16 protein-coding genes and 1 riboswitch are annotated in these 19,770 nt (G+C 34.1%); of the genes, 7 read left to right on the top strand and 9 right to left on the bottom strand.

From position 1 onward, the window contains the following. Both CN925_RS02810 and CN925_RS02815 read left to right on the top strand, forming a co-directional pair. On the top strand, window positions 1-1,091 hold a 1,091-nt coding region (locus tag CN925_RS02810; RefSeq protein WP_142339177.1), incomplete at its 5' end, for a Glu/Leu/Phe/Val family dehydrogenase. Between the two features lie 266 nt (window positions 1,092-1,357). After that, window positions 1,358-2,764 carry an amino acid permease gene (locus CN925_RS02815; RefSeq protein ID WP_098844606.1) on the top strand — a complete coding sequence of 469 codons (1,407 nt, stop codon included), beginning with the start codon at window positions 1,358-1,360 and terminating at the stop codon, window positions 2,762-2,764. A gap of 334 nt (window positions 2,765-3,098) precedes the next feature. Here CN925_RS02815 and opp4A read toward each other — a convergent pair whose 3' ends face one another. From opp4A to CN925_RS21175, 7 genes are all read right to left on the bottom strand, one after another. Then, a complete protein-coding gene (gene opp4A / locus CN925_RS02820; RefSeq protein ID WP_098844609.1) occupies window positions 3,099-4,877 on the bottom strand; it encodes an oligopeptide ABC transporter substrate-binding protein in 1,779 nt (592 codons plus the stop codon). Between the two features lie 24 nt (window positions 4,878-4,901). Next, entirely contained in the window at window positions 4,902-5,807 is a 906-nt protein-coding gene (locus CN925_RS02825) for an ABC transporter permease (protein WP_098844611.1), read from the bottom strand. 14 nt (window positions 5,808-5,821) lie between these two features. Next, window positions 5,822-6,787, bottom strand: coding sequence for an oligopeptide ABC transporter permease (gene opp4B, locus CN925_RS02830; RefSeq protein WP_098844614.1), 966 nt, complete (start codon window positions 6,785-6,787; stop codon window positions 5,822-5,824). Between the two features lie 15 nt (window positions 6,788-6,802). Then, the gene (locus CN925_RS02835; RefSeq protein ID WP_098844617.1) at window positions 6,803-7,729 is read right to left on the bottom strand and encodes an ABC transporter ATP-binding protein; all 927 of its coding nucleotides are present in this window, start codon (window positions 7,727-7,729) and stop codon (window positions 6,803-6,805) included. Further along, complete coding sequence (locus CN925_RS02840) at window positions 7,710-8,735, bottom strand: ABC transporter ATP-binding protein (protein WP_098844619.1); 1,026 nt, start codon at window positions 8,733-8,735, stop codon at window positions 7,710-7,712. The genes CN925_RS02835 and CN925_RS02840 overlap by 20 nt, the downstream gene beginning before the upstream one ends. A gap of 558 nt (window positions 8,736-9,293) precedes the next feature. Next, on the bottom strand, window positions 9,294-9,731 hold the full coding sequence (locus CN925_RS02845; protein WP_098844749.1) for a Dps family protein: 438 nt from the start codon (window positions 9,729-9,731) through the stop codon (window positions 9,294-9,296). A 664-nt stretch (window positions 9,732-10,395) separates the two neighbouring features. Further along, on the bottom strand, window positions 10,396-10,551 hold the full coding sequence (locus CN925_RS21175; RefSeq protein ID WP_180232811.1) for a hypothetical protein: 156 nt from the start codon (window positions 10,549-10,551) through the stop codon (window positions 10,396-10,398). A 453-nt stretch (window positions 10,552-11,004) separates the two neighbouring features. Here CN925_RS21175 and CN925_RS02850 point away from each other — a divergent pair, with 453 nt between their 5' ends. After that, window positions 11,005-12,006, top strand: coding sequence for a WxLIP family cell surface protein (locus CN925_RS02850; protein WP_098844622.1), 1,002 nt, complete (start codon window positions 11,005-11,007; stop codon window positions 12,004-12,006). A 31-nt stretch (window positions 12,007-12,037) separates the two neighbouring features. Next, window positions 12,038-14,110, top strand: coding sequence for a WxL domain-containing protein (locus tag CN925_RS02855; protein WP_286138245.1), 2,073 nt, complete (start codon window positions 12,038-12,040; stop codon window positions 14,108-14,110). A gap of 106 nt (window positions 14,111-14,216) precedes the next feature. Here the strand turns inward: CN925_RS02855 and thiT are convergent, their stop codons facing one another. Then, a complete protein-coding gene (thiT, locus tag CN925_RS02860) occupies window positions 14,217-14,798 on the bottom strand; it encodes an energy-coupled thiamine transporter ThiT (protein WP_098844624.1) in 582 nt (193 codons plus the stop codon). Between the two features lie 223 nt (window positions 14,799-15,021). Then, window positions 15,022-15,127: riboswitch (TPP riboswitch) on the bottom strand. Between the two features lie 345 nt (window positions 15,128-15,472). Here thiT and CN925_RS02865 point away from each other — a divergent pair. From CN925_RS02865 to CN925_RS02875, 3 genes are read left to right on the top strand one after another with little or no spacing between them, the layout of a single operon-like run. Next, window positions 15,473-15,949 (top strand): low molecular weight protein-tyrosine-phosphatase, encoded by a 477-nt coding sequence (locus CN925_RS02865; RefSeq protein WP_098844627.1) that lies wholly within the window; start codon window positions 15,473-15,475, stop codon window positions 15,947-15,949. A gap of 13 nt (window positions 15,950-15,962) precedes the next feature. Next, window positions 15,963-16,517, top strand: coding sequence for a hypothetical protein (locus CN925_RS02870; RefSeq protein ID WP_098844630.1), 555 nt, complete (start codon window positions 15,963-15,965; stop codon window positions 16,515-16,517). Window positions 16,518-16,534: 17 nt separating this feature from the next. Next, on the top strand, window positions 16,535-17,416 hold the full coding sequence (locus CN925_RS02875) for a YihY/virulence factor BrkB family protein (protein WP_286138246.1): 882 nt from the start codon (window positions 16,535-16,537) through the stop codon (window positions 17,414-17,416). A gap of 306 nt (window positions 17,417-17,722) precedes the next feature. Here CN925_RS02875 and CN925_RS02880 read toward each other — a convergent pair whose 3' ends face one another. After that, a complete protein-coding gene (locus tag CN925_RS02880) occupies window positions 17,723-19,642 on the bottom strand; it encodes a heavy metal translocating P-type ATPase (RefSeq protein WP_098844633.1) in 1,920 nt (639 codons plus the stop codon). Window positions 19,643-19,770: the final 128 nt, after the last annotated feature.

Consider the following 19,770-nt stretch of genomic DNA (forward strand, 5'->3'; position numbering starts at 1 on the left):
CAGTGAAAATTTTCACTGGCTATCGTTCTCAACATAATGATTCTGTAGGTCCAACAAAGGGTGGAATTCGTTTCCATCCTGAAGTTAACGAAGACGAAGTAAAAGCTTTATCAATGTGGATGAGCTTAAAATGCGGTATCGTTGATTTACCATACGGTGGGGGAAAAGGCGGTATCATTTGTGATCCAAGAAAGATGTCAATTTTTGAGTTAGAGCGTTTAAGTAGAGGATATGTTCGTGCGATTAGCCAAATCGTTGGACCAACAAAAGATATTCCTGCTCCAGACGTATACACTAACCCACAAATTATGGCTTGGATGNNTGAATATAGTAGAATTCAAGAATTTGATTCTCCTGGATTTATTACTGGTAAACCACTTGTATTAGGTGGATCAGAAGGACGTGAAACAGCTACAGCTCAAGGTGTTACAATTTGTATCGAAGAGGCTGCTAAACGTAAGGGAATCGATTTAAAGGGTGCTAGTGTCATTGTTCAAGGATTTGGAAATGCGGGTAGCTTCTTAGCGAAGTTCATGGTTGAAGCAGGTGCAAAAGTAGTTGGTATTTCTGACGCACTTGGCGCATTATACGATCCAGACGGTTTAGATATTCATAGCTTACTAGAAAAAAGAGATAGCTTCGGAACAGTAACTAACTTATTTACTGATGTCATTTCGAATAAAGAATTGCTTGAAAAACCTTGTGATATTTTAGTTCCAGCTGCAATTTCAAACCAAATTACAATTGAAAATGCTCATAACATTAATGCATCAATCGTAGTTGAAGCTGCAAATGGTCCTACTACTTTAGAAGCTACTAAAATATTAACAGAGCGTGGAATTTTACTAGTTCCAGACGTATTAGCAAGTGCTGGTGGAGTTTCTGTTTCATATTTTGAGTGGGTTCAAAATAACCAAGGTTATTACTGGTCTGATGAAGAAGTTGCTCAAAAACTTCGTGAAAAAATGGTACGTTCATTTGATAGTGTTTACCAAACTTCAGTTAATCGCAAAGTAAATATGAGATTAGCGGCATATATGGTTGGTATTCGTAAAATGGCGGAAGCATCTCGTTTCCGTGGATGGGTTTAATAGACTAATAGATTTGCTCCAGGTGGAAATTCCATCTGGAGCACTTATCTTGTATTGACAGATAATAAACTCTATTTTTATAATTAAGATATTATTTCGGTACAATAAGTTTGTATCCGCTTACAGATATTATCTGAAAATTTAGTCTTAAGGTAAGTTGATTTAGAGCGTTTTAGTGTTCATTAAGGAAATAAGTAAACTTGAATTCTATTATGTCAGAATATTTTTACTTATACGCACAATTTGCATCTAGAGGAGGGACTTTCATGAAACAACAAGAACAGGGGTTAAAAAAAGAGCTGAAAAGTAGACACTTGTTTATGATTGCTCTTGGGGGAATTATTGGGACAGGCTTGTTTATGGGATCAGGCTATACAATTAGTGAAGCTGGTCCGGGTGGAGCAATATTAGCCTACTTAGTAGGTGGAATCGTAATGTATTTAACAATGCTATGTTTAGGAGAATTAGCAGTTAGTTTACCAGATGCTGGTTCATATCAAACTTATGCAACTAAATATATTTCTCCGGCGTCAGGCTACGTAGTTGGATGGATGTCGTGGTTAAACTGGTCGGTAACAATTGGTTTAGAGTTAATTACAGTTAGTATGTTAATGAAGAGATGGTTTCCAGATGTATCAACTTGGATCTGGTGTGTAGTATTTGGGGTTCTATTGTTCGCAGTAAATGCTTTATCAACGAAATCTTTTGCTGAAGTTGAGTTTTGGTTTGCAAGTATAAAAGTAGTAACAATTGTTTTATTTATTATTTTAGGTGGAGCAGTCATGTTTGGTATTGTACCAGTAGAAGGGTCAAAAGCTCCAATGCTGACTAACTTTACAGACCACGGTGGACTATTTCCAAATGGCTTTTTAGCGATTATCGTCACAATGGTTGCAGTTAACTTCTCTTTCCAAGGAAGTGAGTTAGTAGGGATTGCAGCTGGTGAAAGTGAAGATCCAGCAAAAGCTGTACCAAAAGCGATTAACAACACTGTATTTCGAATTCTAGTATTCTATATTTTATCAATGTTTGTTTTAGCAGGCTTATTCCCTTGGGAGAAAGCTGGTTTAGTAGATAGTCCGTTCGTAGTAGTATTTGATAACATCGGTATTCCATACGCAGCCGATATTATGAACTTTGTTATTATTACAGCGGTTTTATCAGTTGCTAACTCAGGTTTATATGCTACTTCACGTATGATGTACTCAATGGCTCAAAAGGGAATGGTTAGTGCGAAGTTAGGTAAATTAACGAAAAAAGGTGTACCATTAAACGCGTTAACTTTTAGTATGTTCTTTGGATGTTTATCACTATTAAGTGGTATTTACGCAGAAGATACAGTTTACTTATGGTTATTATCAATTGCAGGATTTGGAGCAGTATTTATTTGGGCAAGCATTGCACTATCAAACCTTTTAGGTAGAAAGAAATATATCCAAGAAGGTGGAAAAGTAGAGGATTTAAAATTTAAAACGCCTCTATATCCAATCGTTCCAATCATTGCTCTAGTTTTAAATGTAGCTGTAATCATTAGTCTTGCATTTATCCCAGATCAACGCATTGCATTGTACTGTGGTGTGCCATTTATGATTGCATGTTTAATTTATTATCACTTCTCAGCTAAGCATAAAATTGAAAAACACGAGCAAGAAGAGAAGAAAAAAGTAAGTTAATATTCGTTTTAAGATTTGCTAAAAAATTTGTTGGACTCGCTAGTAATTTACTACTAGCGAGTTTTTTTGTAGTTGTTTAATTCTACTTTATTAACAAAGTTCACAATTTTTATTAACAATGTATATATATTGGTTAGTTTTTATTGGTTTTGAAGTGGAGAGAGACAACTTATCCACTGTTTTGATGTTAATAACCTTTCATTCATTCAATAAGGGAAGGCTACTTATCCACATTTTCACTATTATGATTTATAGAATTAAAAGGTAGGAGTATAACAAAAAAAGAACTGTCCCAAAAGTACATTGACTTGAGTGACAGTTACATTTTTACTGCTTATTTATTTTTTTCAGACTCTGCACTTGTTACAGAGATATCTTGTAAGTGACCTTGGAAGCCTTGACCAGCTGTTAAATCATAGCCTTTAACGCGCTTATTAACACCATCTAAACCGAAGCGGAATAGAGTAGGGATTACTGGCACTTCTTCATTTACAAGCTCTTGCCATTTATCGTATACTTCTTGACGGTATTTTTCATCAAACGCTTTTGCTGAAATACCTTCTTTTAATAATTTATCATTATCTTCATTTACCCAACGAACGTAGTTGAATGGAGCATTTTTCGCCCAAATTCCAGATGGGTCTGGGTCAGAACCTGTTCCCCAAGCTGCTGCGAAAATATCGATTTTTGGATTATCTTTTTCTACCATATCGTAGAATGAGTTGAATTCATGTAAACGTCCATCTAATAATTGAACATCTAAGCCAACTTCTTTCCATGATTGTAAGTAGAATTGAGCTAATGGTTCAGCGATATCGCCACCACTCATAGAAGCGAAGTTGATTTTAAATGGTTTTCCGTTTGGATCTTCACGTAAACCATCTCCAGTTACATCTTTGTAACCAGCTTCGTCTAGTAATTTTTTCGCTTTTTCAGGATCATGTGAATATCCTTTTAATGCTTTATCAAAGTATTTAGGGAATGATGGTGGAATGACAGATGTTGCTGGCACTCGTAATCCTTTGTATAATTTTTCCCCAACTGCTTTGTTATCAAGGGCAAAAGCCATTGCTTGACGTACACGCTTATCTTGGAATTTTGGATTATCCATTACGTTTACACCATTTTTTGCATCATAATGACCTAATTTAAATCCGATATAAGAGTAAGCTAATTCTGTTTTACCGACTAATGAGATATTTTTCAATTTTTTAGCTTGCTCATATTGGTCAGCTGATACAGAAGCGACATCGATATCTCCATTTGCTAGAGAAGATGTAGCAATAGTTGGATTAACAACTTTTAAAAGTACACCGTCAAGTTTAGGAGCACCGTTCCAATAATCTTTATTCGCTTCAAACTCTACAGCTTCGCCTGGAGTGATCTTTTTAATTTTAAATGGTCCAAAGCCGATTGGAGCTTTACGAATTTGGTCAGATGATACTAATTTTTCGATTGGAACATTCCCTAAATATTTTTTAGGTAGTGGGTATGTCCATAATCCAGTCAATACAGATGGATTTGCTTCTTTAAACGTAATTGAAATGTTATGATCATCAATTACTTTAACACCAGAAATATTCTTTGCTTTACCGTTATGGTATTCTTCCATACCTTCAATCATAGACATTTGTGAATCATAGCGTACACCAGTGTATTTTGGATTTCCAATTACAAGATATGCATACTCTAAATCTGATGCTGTAACAGGATCACCATTATGCCATTTTACATTATCACGAATTGTTAACGTAATTGTCTTTTTGTCATCGCTCAATTTGTATGTAGCAGCACCATCTTGGTCATAAATATAGTTTTCATCTGTTGAAAGTAGTGCCTCATCAAAGAATTGGAGTACTTGAGAATCTGGATCGCCTTCATAGAAAACTGTATTTAAAATTCCTTCAAATGGTGTATCAGAAACTAAACCGTATTTTAAAACGCCACCTGAGATCGATTTTTTGTTATTTGTTACTTTGATAGGGAAAGCAGCTTGATCAACTTTCTTAGGTGTAGTAGCAGTCTTTGTGTCGCCACCTTTACATGCTGAAAGGATCATCATAGATACTGCCATTGCGCTTAATACTTTTGTAAAACTTTTTGCATTTTTCATATTTCCACTCTCCTTAACTTTTTATTATCCTCTTCTTTGTCTAGCATCAGCTGCACGCTTTAGCGCTTCACCGATGAAATTTATACTCAGCATGAGCACCAAAATCATGCACGATGCAGGTAACCAGATCCACAGCTTATTTTGTAAAACATCAGGATTTGTTGCATAACTAACTAGTGTTCCTAAACTCGGTGTACTTTCTGGTAAACCAAATCCAAGGAAGGTAAGACCAGATTCAATTCCAATATTTCCTGCTAGGTTTAAAGTGAATGCAACGATAATTAATGAGCTTACATTTGGTAATACGTGTGAGATAATGATTTTCCAATTCGGCGTACCAATTGCTTTAGCTGCTGCCACATAGTCTAATTCGCTCTCTGATAAAACTTTTGAACGAATTAATCTTGCTTTACCTGTCCATAAGAAAAGACTCATAATAAGGACAAAATTTATAATTGAGAACTTAGGAACAACAGTTACGAATACAATAATTAACATTAATGTTGGTAAGGATAAGAAAAAGTCAATAATACGCATTACGACACTGTCAACCCAGCCACCAAAATAACCAGCTATTAAACCTAATGTTAGGCCCAGTAGATTTGTAATAATGGTGATAAAAAGTCCAATCGTAAAAGAATTTCTAGTACCAATAATGAGTTGTCCAAATATATCGCGTCCCCCATAGTCAGTACCTAACCAATGAGTTGAGGAAGGGGGCTGATAGATTGATAGAAAGTCGACTTTAACGATTTGGTCTTGGTCTAAAATAAGCGAAGTACCATACACACTTATTAATATTAGGCCAAGCACGATAAGAGAACTTAAAGCTAACTTATCTCGTCTAAATTCTGCCCAAATGACACTAAATCCAGATGGACTTTTTCGTTGCTCTGTAATATGAGTTTGATTTTCGATTTTTAATTCCATAAATTTCACCTACCCTATTCAATCCGTATACGTGGATCTACGATGCTTAGAATAATATCTGAGATTAATGTCCCAAATAGTGTTGCAAGACATGTCATTAAAACAAGCGCATTTACAACAGTAAAATCACGTAACATAACGGATTTGACGAACAGCTGCCCAATTCCTGGATAGCCGAAAATAGATTCTAAAAATACAGAACCAGCTATTAAACCAGTAATCTCATAACCTAAAAATGCAGCGATTGGTAAAAATGAATTTCGTAAAATATGTCGAGAATAAACTTTTGCTTCAGGAACACCTTTTGACCTAGCTGTTCTTACAAAATCTTTTAATTTTGTATCAATAATTTCACTGCGTAAATATTGAGAAATCCCTACAGTTGAAATAAGTGCACCTGATAAAGTTGGTAAAACAAGATGATCTAATTTACTTACATAATAAGCAAACGTTCCGTCAGCAACTTGAGGGTCTACGCTACCACCCGTAGGAAAAAGATCAAAATAAAATCCAAAAACAAACAACATGACAATACCAAAAATAAATAAAGGGGTAGCAAAACCTAAATAATTGTATCCGGTTATGAGCTTATCCGCCCACGTGTCATTATAGCGTCCACTAATAATACCAAGTGGGATTGCCAGTAAATAAGTCACAAGAAACACGCATAGGGCAAGTAATACAGTATTTCCAATACGATCACCAATTACATCTACTACATTGATTTTATGTGTATAGGAAACACCAAAATCTCCTTTTGCAACATTTTTAATCCAATGATAATACTGAACATATGCCGGATCATTTAAACCCATTTCTTCACGAATTTTTTCAATCTCTTGTGGATTAGCTTTTGGGTTGATCGATCGACCAGTTAGTGCATCACCTGGCATTGCTTTGGCTAGTGCAAAGATTAGTATACTCAAGATCAGTAGCTGAGGGATCATGATGAGTATACGGCGAATGACAAATTTTAACATATTCGTTACTCCTTTCTAAGGTAATGCTACTCGATGAGTATCTGAGATTGGTTTTAAATCAAATGGTCGACCATTTGCATCAAAGTAAGAAGAAGCATTTTGTTGATATTCCTGTCTAACTGCTTGTCTTTCTTTAATTTTTTCTTCACGAACTTCTGGACGAATATCTGGTATTGCCGCAATTAATCGTTTCGTGTAGATATGTTGCGGGTTGTTTAAGATATCTTCAGTAGTGCCTTCCTCAACAAGTCTTCCTCTATACATAACACCAATTCGATCACATAAATGGCGAATAACACCTAAGTCATGACCGATAAATAAATAAGTTAGTTTGAATTCTTCTTGTAAATCTTGCAAGAAATTAAGTACTTGAGCTTGTACTGAAACATCCAAAGCAGAAACAGGCTCATCTGCAACAATTAACTTAGGTTGTAAAGTTAAAGCTCTAGCAATCCCAATTCGTTGACGTTGCCCACCAGAAAATTCATGTGGATACTTATATAGTGACTCTTTAGATAAACCAACTTTATCAAGGTAGTAAAGTACTCTTTCACGCTCTTCTTCAGCAGTTAAATTTTCAAAGTTTCTTAGCGGTTCTGCAATTAAATCAATAATACGCTTTTTAGGATTTAAAGAAGAGTATGGGTCTTGAAAGATCATTTGAATCTCTTGTCGAAATGCTCGCAATTGCTTTTTATTTAGTTTGATTAAGTCATTGTCTAAAAACTTAATACTCCCATTAGTAGCATGTGTTAATTGAAGAATAGCCTTACCTGCAGTAGATTTTCCGCTACCAGATTCGCCAATTAAACCATATGTTTCGCCTTCTTTTAGTTCAAATGAAATTCCATCAACAGCTCGAACATGATCTACGACTGTTCGGAAAATACCACCACGAATCGGATAATGTACTTTTAAGTTATCAACCTTTAATAGAGACATTTACAATCGGTGCTCCTTTCTCGTTCTTGAAATGGAAATGCTTATAACAAGAACAACGTACATAATGATTTGGTTTAACTTCGTGCAAGATAGGTTGAATTTCATGAGCATAATTTTGAATCCATGGAATACGGTGGCTGAATCGGCAGCCACTTCTAGGTAGTTTGTCTAAAGGTGGCACTGTACCTTCAATAATATGAAGTCGTTGATTTTTTGAATGAGTAGTAGGAATAGAGTTTAATAGTGAGCGCGTATATGGGTGTAATGGATTATTTAGTATTTCTTCAACTGAACCAGTCTCAATGATTTGTCCAGCATACATAACAGCAACACGGTCCGCTACTTCAGCAACAACACTTAGGTCATGCGTAATTAAAATGATGCCTAGCTTCGTTTTCTTTTGAATTTCTTTTAATAAATCTAATATTTGAGCCTGGATCGTTACATCTAAAGCAGTAGTTGGCTCGTCTGCAATAATAAACGAAGGGTTACATGCAATGGCAATTGAAATCATAGCACGTTGTCTCATACCACCAGATAATTCGTGCGGGTACTGTTTATAAGTAACCTCTGGCTTTGGAATTCCAACTTGATCTAGTAGCTCTAGTGCACGCTCTTTTTTTTGTGTCCGTGAAAGATCAGTATGGAAATCTAAATTTTCTTCAATTTGTTTACCAATCGTCATTAATGGATTTAAAGCAGTCAGAGGTTCTTGGAAAATCATTCCGATTTCCTTCCCTCTAATTTTATTTAACTTACTATCATTTAGCGTTAATAAATTTGTACCTTTGTAAGAGATCGATCCATTCATTTTTGTACGATTATTTGAATGTAGTCCTAAAATCGATAGGGCTAATGCACTTTTACCGCAACCCGACTCACCCACAATTGCAAGAACTTCATTTTCATGGACAGTCAGTGATACATCATCCACAGCAGGGTAATATTGGTTGTTTATACGAAACGATGTCGTTAAATGTTCGATTTCCAAAAGAGGTTTTGACATTTCGTGTCTCCTTTCGAGATTTTATGCGCAGAATTATTTATATATTTTGAATTTTCATAAGTATAATATTATTACGCGAATGTTTCAATATGAAAACATTTACTGTAATATCTAGTCCTTTATGACTATAATTCATTCGGAATTCCGATTAACTAGTAAATTAATAGGAAAAAAATGTGATCGTGTTTCGGTGAAAAGGTTGATAGAGTAAATAAAATAAGGGAGAGTAAGAAAAATACAAAATGAAAACGTTTTCAAAACGATAGTTGAAGTTGATTATGAAATGTGTTTGAAAATGAAGGAGAAAAATAGGGGTTTTTGTCGGAAAATGGAATAATTTTGTGGAAAATATTATTTGGATGAGCAATTTGTAGTTTGAAATTCCTAGTTCAAATTGCCTGTTTTTCACATTGAAAATTAAGAAATAGATTAAAAAAAATAAGTATAACTAATCCTCATTTATAGATAAAGAGAAATGAAAAAAGCAGTGTAAACATAGAAGGATCACTAATCCTTTTATTTTACACTGCTTTTCTTAATTTAAGCTTAAGTTTAAATTCAATTTAAGTAAGCTGTTAACATCCAAACATGCTTTGTAAGCTGTTCACGAATGTCTAATAGTAAATCATGTGTAACTGAATCATTTTCAAACTCTGCAATTTCCATACCATCTTTTAATTCTTCAATTAAATAGTTAAAGTCCTTAGCAATGTCCTGTACCATTTCATCAGAAGTAATATTTTTATTAGCTTCTTTAAGACTTGAAGTATCAAGATACTCTCTCATTGTAGCTAGTGGTTTTCCACCAATTATTAACACTCGCTCTGCTAGCTCGTCAATATGTAAACTCGCTTCATTGTAAAATTCCTCAAATTTAGTGTGTAGAGTGAAAAAATTTGGACCTTTTACATACCAATGATAGTTATGTAACTTTACAAATAGAATATTCCAATCTGCTATTTGTTTGTTTAGCACATCAACAGTCGTTTTTGAGATGGACGATGTATCCATTAAAATCCCTCCTCTAAATGATGTAAAAGATTAAAAAACCATATAAACCATCTTAACTGATATTCAGTAAAAATAGTCATGGTAATATTTGATAGCTCAGACAACAATTAGTAAAATTAACGTTAAATTGTCAATAGCATTATATTGAAATAAAAAAACTACATTTTATTTGAGGGGGAGGATTAAAAAATGATTCTTTCTTACCCAAGAAAAGTTTGTAAGTTAACGGAAAGATGAAATGAAAATNNCTGTTATGAGGAAGTATCTTTCAAATTTTCGGCGGTTTTCTTCCTCATGAACCTGTTATAAGTATCTTTCAAATTTTCGGTGGTTTCCTTCCTCATGAACCTGCTATGAGGAAGTATCTTTCAAATTTTCGGCGGTTTCCTTCCCCATGAACCTGTTATGAGGAAGTATCATTCAAATTTTCAGTGGTTTCCTTCCCCATGAACCTGTCATAAGGAATATGAACCTGTTATGAGGAAGTATCTTTCAAATTTTCGGCGGTTTCCTTCCCCATGAACCTGTTATGAGGAAGTATCATTCAAATTTTCGCTCAAATATAAACTTAAACTTCTGTTGTTCAATATTGACAATGCTTTATTTCAACAGTAAAAGAATACCCCCATCACTAGGATGGGGGGGTATTCTATGAATGCTCATTTTCTTTAGGCAGAGAAAGTTTCGGATCTATTCTAAGTGCATCATCCTTATTTAAAGCTCTTTTCAATAACAAAAATAATGAACCAGTCATACCAAGAAGAATAATGACAAAAAAGAAAAAGATGAGTACATCATAGACCAATGATAAAACCCCCTTTTAAAATTTTTCTGTAATTATATATATGAATGAAGAAAAGGACAGATAACCAAAATTCACAAAGTGTTCAAAAATTAAATGCATATTTAAAGTGTGAATAAAATATTTTTATTATTTGGTGATTGAATGAACTAAAAGATAGCGATAACAGCATTCGTAACAGTTACACCTAAAATCTGGATTAGAACACGAAACAAAAAAATAGTTAAAACTCAAACTCATTACCGTTGACTTAGGTAAAAATAGTCGTTGAACGATCGAATAGTATCATGTTACATTTTTCACATATTTAACTGTGAGAATTTGATGGGGGTTTCAAATATAGTAGGCAAATAGTTAAACTATTTGTGTATTGCAAATAAATCGAATAAAGATACTAAACAAAAGTAATCTAATTTGCATGAATTTTTTTAGTCAAGATCAAAAAAGGAGCTATCTATGAATGTACTAAAAAAAATGATTATTATTTTCTTTCTAATAAATATTAATAACTTTCATGCAAGTGCAGCTGAAATGAATTTTGCAGTATCGCCTGTTATGCCAACTAATCAAATTGATCAGAGCAAAACTTATTTTGATTTGAGAATGAAACCAGGACAAAAACAAATCTTAAATGTTCAAATTAAAAATGATACGAATAAAAATATAGTTGTTCAGACAAAAGCTAATTCAGCGACTACAAATAGTAATGGAATTACGGATTACAGTGTTTCAAATTCAAAAGTAGACGATACGTTAGAAATACCTTTCGCTACGATTGCTAAAGTAAAAAAAGAGACAAAAATTCCAGCAAAAAGTGAGTCAACAATAGAGATTACGATTGAGATGCCGAATCAGCAATTCGATGGTGTTATACTAGGTGGACTTCATTTTAGTGAGAAAGAAGACGAAGGAAAAGCAAAAAAAGAAGATGGAAGCGTTCAAATAAAAAATAAATATGCGTATGTTATTGGTGTTTTATTAAGAGAAACCGATAAAGTAGTCAAGCCAGATTTGAAATTAAATGAAGTGAAACCAGCACAAATCAATGCACGAAATGTAGTGACAGCAAATTTACAAAATATAAAGCCAGCTATGTTAAAAAATTTGAGCGTAGATGCGAAAGTATATACGGAACATGGTGAAAAAATCCTTCATGAAACAATGAAAGAAAATCTAAGAATGGCACCGAATTCAAATTTTGATTATGCAATAGATTGGGATGACCAAGCGATTGAGCCTGGTAATTACCGTATAGAAATAAACGCCTCAGATGGTGAGCAATCATGGAAATGGACAAGAATATATACCGTTAAGAGCAATTCAGCAGAAGAACTAAATACTTTAGATCTGAACAAGGATAGTAAAATGTGGTACGTAATCGGCGGTATTTTATTCCTTTTACTAGTCATTTTTACGTTTATCTTAATTAGACGTTTAAAGAATATAGAGAAACAGTAAAGAAAAATTAATTTTGAAATGGGGAAACAAAATGGTGAAAAAAAGAAAACGTCTTTTTAAAGCAATTGTTTTAGCTTCTATTTTTGTCATCATAATGAGTGTGACAAAGCCGAATGAACTTGGAGTTAAGGGATTACTTAAACCTACTACTACAGAAGCAGCAACCTTTCCAAACTTATTTCAAAACTCTACATTTAATTTTGATAGTCAAACAACTACTTTTCCAAATTGGACATTTGTGTCGTATTTAAATAGAGGCCAAGAACTAGGTCCTTATAGCCCTAATTTTGAAGGGCAAAGTGGAGGTTGGTATAAGGTGTTTGGTGAAGTTGATCCACAAAGTTATGTTAAACCTATTTCAGGTATTGGAGGGATTTTATTAAAAGTTTTCAACACTGTAGATTCTCAAGAGTTTGTAGGTATGAAGCAAACGATTAATACAATTCCAGGGCAAACTTATACCTTAAAGTTTTCTTTTAACCTTATTGAACATAAGTATACCAAACCTAGGTATAGCTGGTTATTAAGTGATACTCTTCCTTCGCCAGTAAATGAATGGAAAGACTACACAGATCCTGAGAATATAACGTATACTTTCACCGCTATTGGAACAACAGTAAATTTTAGAATTCTTTTTGAAGACGGTGGACATGAAGCTATTGATGGTAGTGGATATCAAATCTTTCAGGTTTTTCCTGTTTCAGTCACATTGATCGATGCTCAAGCACCAAAAATAACGGATGCTATTATTACCATACCAGAAGATTACACAGGTGGTACATCATGGACCAATAAAAACACGACAATTCACTTCACAGCAACTGATGATTATGGGGTTGATCCGACATCGTACGAGGTTTCTACAAATAATGGTGCTACATGGAATAAAGATGGATTAAGTAATGCAACCTCAACAGGCGTTGATTATACAGTTTCAACCCAAGGTACGACAAATATTCAAATTAGAGTAAAAGATGATTCTGGAAACCAAAGTAATCCGGAAACTGATCCTGGAGCTAAAATTACTGTCAAAATTGATAAAGAACCTCCTATTACTAACTATGCAAACGGGCAATTATATAATAGTAATACAGCAACAAATATTACATTTAGTGATGCGCTAAGCGGTATTGATACAGCAAAATTAAATGGGACTACCATTACTTCTGGTACGATCAATCCTGATGATGGTGAACATACATTAGTCATCACGGATCTAGCAGGTAATCAAACAATTCGACACTTTACAGTAGACAAAACGATTTTACCGCCAGTTATTAATTCCATTACAGATATAAGTACAAGTATAACGGGAACAGCAGAGGCAAGTAGTACAGTAAGGATCATTTTACCAGATCAATCAATTCTAACGACAATCACTGAAACAGATGGTTCGTATTCGGTATCTATACCGCCACGGACGTTGTATGAGGGAGATGTAGTGAGGGCAACTGCAACCGATATTGCAGGGAATACTAGTACAGAAACATTTGCTACCGTAACAGCAGAAACAAAAAATCCAGTTGATCCAACAAACCCAACAAATCCAGTCGAGCCAGTAAACCCAACTGATCCAAATAATCCTCATGAACCAGGAACAAAGAGTTCATTAAGTATTGATTATGTCTCAAATTTTAACTTTGGTGAACATGAAATTTCAGGTAGTAATGAAGTTTATACTGCTCAATTAGATCAAGTAAAACAAACTTCCGATGGTTCAGTCATTCAAGTACCAAATTTCATTCAAGTAACAGACCACCGAAGAGCAAAAACAGGGTGGAAATTATCCGTACAACAAAATGAACAATTTAAGAGTGGAAATAATGAGCTATCTGGTGCCGTATTAAAATTAACTGATCCTATTTTAAACTCAACGACTGACGAGCAGTATAAACCAGTAGCCAAAACAGTAACATTGGTTCCAGGTGGAGGTGCACAGGATGTAGCCTTTGCAGATGAGGGAAAGGGATTCGGAACATGGACGATTTCATATGGTCTGAATTCATCAAATGTTACTCTTTTCGTGCCAGGAGGGGCCTATAAAGAAGTAGGAGCTAAATATAAGACGACTTTAACGTGGACTTTAGCAGATACACCACTTTAAAATCATGAAATAATTTGAAGTAAAAGGAAAAGTTAACCCCCTATCAAGCTGAATAATTGATGGGGGATTCTGTTCCTTTTTAATTTATTTGTAAAGGTTTCTATACTTATGCTGCTTGATTACGGTTCTTTTTAACATGAACAAGAACTGGCGCAGAAGAAAGTAAAATGATTAATAGAACTGCACTAATAATAAATGAAGGAACCATGTACCAAGCATTATATACTAATGAATAAAGTGAAACTGGTGTACCTTTTGGTGCGTATGAACCGTAGAAAACGATCCCAGCAATAAAGTGGCAGATGAATCGAGCAAGTGAGCCGATAAAAGTTCCTAAAATTATATAGGCTGCTGCTCTTTTTTTATTGCCATTTGTTAAGCTATTTTTTATTTGTTTATAAACAAGACCAGCTAATCCGAGACTTGTAAATGCGACAATATAGTCTAAAAATACTTGAATTGGATGAACGAAATATAGCTTTGTAACGATTTGTAGTGCTGCTAATAATAGACCAGTAATTAATCCTTCTTTAAATCCCCAACGAAAAGCAATTAGAAAAACTGGAATCATTGATAATGATACAGAGCCACCTTGAGGTGCAGTAAACAATGGTAAGAAATCAAAAACGATTGCTAGTGCTGCACACATTGCTATTTCCGCCATTAATTGAATCTTTGATGTCTTCATCTCTATTTCCCCCTTTATCTAGTGGACAACCTATGTAGTGAAACACTTTGAAAATAATGAAGTTAGCGACTAGTCGCATACATTTGTCATGCCTAGTTCGTGCGCCTTGCCCTTTGTGGAATCGAGGTATGAGGCGTGCCACTTCCACATTTCAAATTTAGGGAGATTTTAGTAGGAATAAATAAAAAAAGCAATACTGGGTAGCATGATGATCCCGGCATTGCTTTTCATCGTGCCACATCCCTACGTTAGTACTAACTAACAGGTTCAGAGGGTAAGAATAGCTTAATCTATTCACTCTCAGCCAAATGGCTCCCCTTGTGGTTTAACTTACATTTAGTTGTCTTTACTAAATATAGTCAAGGTCATTTAAAAATACAATTAATTTATCTGTAAAAATTAAAAATGTTGATCAAATTTAATGGAATTTGTGAAAGTATCGGTTCATACCTTACAAAGTTTTTTTTAGATAATCAATGAAATTATTTTAAAAAAATGAGTGTAATCATAGCTATTCTGTAAAAAATAAGCATGATAACTCTTATCTTATTTATACTAGCCATAAATTATTCACAATGGCTTGCTTTTCATTTTAAAATATACCGTGTAGAATAATACAAAAGAAACAGCTAAATTTTGGCATAAAGTGTAAATAATTTGAAGGAGACATTGAGATGATTCAAGTATTATTTGTCTGTTTAGGTAACATTTGTCGATCGCCAATGGCTGAGGCTGTTTTTCGTCATTTAGTGACAGAAAAAGGGTTAGATAAACAATTTATGATAGACTCAGCTGGTACTGGAGATTGGCATATTGGCCATCCTCCGCATAAGGGAACACAAGGTTTATTAAGTGAAAAAGGTATAAACTTCGAAGGTATGAAAGCTCGAAAAGTGACAGAAAATGACTTTAAATATTTTAGTTATATTGTCGCTATGGATGCACAGAATAAAGAGGATTTAATGAATTTAGCAAGAAATAATTGTATAGGAGAGATTTCACTACTTTCAGATTATGTTCCAGCATCAATGTGGAAGGAAGTGCCTGATCCATATTATACGGGTAATTTTAATGAAGTATATGAGATCATTACAGAAGGATGCACTCATTTACTTCAGCATATTTTAAAGCAACACCAATTAACAGTTTAGAGGAGGATGTAGAATGTCAAAACGTAACAAAGCTTTACGCAATATTCTAGTCGGAGTCGCAATTGGTGCAGGGGTTACTCTACTTAACAAAGAAAATCGTGAGAAAATCTCACGTAAAGGAAGAAGCGTAACAAACAAATTAAATCAAATTAAAGAAGATCCAGAAATAGTAAAAGGTGCTGTTCGAAATCAGTTGAGAGTAGTACAAAACTCAGTTGAGAAATTAGAAGGCAATGTACAAATTGTAAAAGATAAATGGATCGAAATTAAAGATTCAACACTAAACAAGTTTGATAAAGGCTCTTCTAAAGTAACAGAAAAAGCAGTTGAAGCAGTAGAAGAGAAAATTGAAGATTCAATTGACCTAGAAGAGGGTAAATCGCAAATTTCAGCGACTTCATTAGAAGTAAATCATGAAAATGAAACTTCTCAACATGAAACTTCTGAAACTGACGAGCAGTTAGAAGCTACTCTTGAAGGTATTGAAGAATTAACTGAAGAAAATGCAGATGAAGTACAAGAGAAAGTAGAATCAATTTTATTGGCAGGTAATACATCTAAAGAATAACAATTGAAGGTGTCAATTTGATTAAGAAAAAGAATTCTATTGTAGCATTTGTTTGGGATTTAGTGAAAAAATGTATGGAAGACGAAATAGTATCTCGTTCAGCGGAGCTAGCATATTACTTGATGCTATCTCTTTTTCCATTTCTACTTGTTTTAACGCAAGTCGTAACTTATTTACCGCTATCTACTGAGCAAATATTGTCATTTTTGAGTCAATATGCTCCGCCAGATGCAATGGCGATTATTCGAAGTAATTTACAGTTAATAATCGGACAATCACATGGTGGCGTTTTATCAGTCGGGTTAATCGCGACGATTTGGGCTGCATCCAACGGGATTAATGCAATTATCCGAGCGCTTAATGATGCGTATGATGTTGAGGATAAACGAAATTACTTTGTTGCAAGAGGTGTTTCAATCCTTTTAACCATTATTATGATTTTTGTGATCGTGTTTGCATTGTTAATACCAGTGTTTGGGAAAGTAATTGCGAAGTCTGTATTTGAATTTTTAGACATATCTAATGATTTCTTGGCCACTTGGAGCATTATTCGTTGGTCACTAAGCTTTGTGATTTTAATGGTTGTATTTACTGTTTTATATTCAATTGGACCGAGTAAAGTAGTTCACATTAAAAAAGTATTCTTTGGTTCTCTATTTGCAACATTTGGATGGATTATTTCTTCATTTGGATTTGCTTTTTACGTAGATAATTTTGGTAATTACACAATTCATTATGGTAGTTTAGGTGGAATTATTATCTTGATGATTTGGTTTTTTATTTCGGCAATGGTTGTGATTATTGGTGGGGAGCTTAATGCATTAATAAAGCAAAGACAATATGGTAAGCACAAACCTAAACCAAAATTAATTGACCCAAATAATCCAAATCCAAAATAATTTCTTCTATTGTATAATGGAGTTTTCTTCCATGAGTAGTCTTATTTTAGAGAGGTAAACTAAAATAGACTTCAAAAAGGGAGGAAATTTGAAATGAGTAATAATAAGAAAAATCATAATGATAAATCGAATAAGAAACAAAAAAGCAGCTCTCATCCAAAGAACAAAACTAGTGGTTCGGCAAACGGTCATAATGATTATCATTAAGTTTAGACTGACTAGAATAATTGCTTTTCCTGCTAAAAAGCTCATTATTAGTTAGTTTAAAAAAGAAAGCATCGTACAATTTTGTACGATGCTTTTTTTTTAATCTCTTAATAATCTTAATGAGTTAAGAATAACTAAAATTGTACTTCCTTCGTGACCGATAACACCATAAGGTAAATCAATGATTTGTAGGAAATTTGAACAGATCAGAAATGCAATTATGCTAAGTGAAAAGATAATATTTTGTTTTACGATTTTGTTCATGCGTTTAGATAAAGTGATTGCTTTTGAAATTTTCGTTAAGTCGTTTTTCATTAAAACGACATCTGCCGTTTCTAAAGCAACTCCAGTTCCGCCACCCATTGCAATACCTACATTTGCAGTTGCTAGAGCAGGGGCATCGTTTATACCATCACCAACCATTGCAACTTGACCATAGTTATCTTTTAACTTTTTAACAATCGAAACTTTTTCATCCGGTAAGCATGATGCAAAGTATTCATTGATTTCACTTTCGGCAGCAATTGCTTTTGCCGTTTGTTCTGAGTCACCTGTAATCATGACTGTTTGAACACCTAATTTATTTAAAGTTGATAAGGCTTGCTTTGATTCGTTACGAACTAAATCTTTTAATGAGAAAATCGCAACGACTTGATCTTGAGTACCAACATATACGATTGTATTTCCTTCTTGTTCCCATTGTTGTTCAAATTGAATAAGAGGATTTTGTTTCATCGTTACGAATTCTTTTTTACCTACTCTGTACTCAGTACCATTTAAAATCGCTGATACACCGAAACCAGGATGATCATCAATTTGTTCAAATGACGAAGATACTGTAATTCCTTGTTTCATTGCGTACTCAACAATCGCTGCAGCTAGCGGGTGAGTTGAGTATTTTTCAATTGAAGCAACGATCGATAATAACGCTGTACGATCAAAATCTTCTACTTTTTCAAAACCAGTTACCTCTGGCTTACCAATTGTTAAAGTACCAGTTTTATCGAATGCGATTGCTTTTAATACGCCTAATCGTTCTAAATGAATACCACCTTTAACAAGAATTCCTGACTTTGCTCCATTTGAGATAGCAGATAAAACAGCTGGTGTAATCGATGCGACTAATGCACAAGGTGATGCAACAACTAGTAAAATCATTGCTCGATAAAATGTTGTTGTCCAAGACCAATCTAATGCAAAATGCGGTAAAAACATCATCAATAATACGGCAATTAAAACGCCTTTAACATAAACGCCTTCAAATTTTTCAATAAATTGCTGAGAAGGAGTTTGTTCACTTTGAGCTGTTTGAACAAGATTAATAATTTTTTGGAAAAGAGTCTCATCACTATGTTTCGTAATTTCAACTACTAGTGTTCCTTTAATGTTGATTGTTCCAGCAAAAACTTCATCATTTAAGTTTTTAACAACTGGAATTGATTCACCTGTAAGAGCAGCTTCATCTACTAATGTTTCACCTTTAACGATTTGACCGTCAGCAGGAATTCGTTCTCCAGCTTTAATTAAAATATAATCGCCAATATTTAAACTTTTAATGCCGACAACTTCTTCAACATCATCCACTAATCGAATAGCAGTTTGTGGCTGAAGAGATAAAAGTGAAGAGATCTCTTTATTTGTTTTATTTAACGTATAAGTTTCAAGTGCACCACTTAAAGCAAATATGAAAATCAGTACCGCACCTTCAGTCCAATATCCAATTGCAGCCGAACCAACCGCCGCAATAATCATCAGCATTTCAACATTTAGTTCTTTTTCAGCAATCGTATCTTCAATACCTTCCTTCGCCTTTGCATATCCCCCAATACAAAATGCTAAAACATATAAAATAATCGACATGATTGAACTATCGTTTTTAACGAATGAAGCAATTAGAATTAATACACCCGAAACTAAAGCGGCAATTAATTCTCCATGTTTTGAAAGAAATGATGTAGATTCCACATGGTCAGCTTCATATGTAGCATGAATCGTAGTAACCTTTGGACTTGCTTCCATAATAAATACCCCTTTCTTATTTTCAATTGAGAAAAATAATCAAATTCACTATCCTTATAAAACACGAAAGCTGCCGTCCTTGGACAGCAGCGTACAGATTATAATACTTACTATTTATTTAATCACTA

The sequence above is a fragment of the Bacillus sp. AFS055030 genome (assembly GCF_002574545.1).
Classification (GTDB): domain Bacteria; phylum Bacillota; class Bacilli; order Bacillales; family Bacillaceae_G; genus Gottfriedia.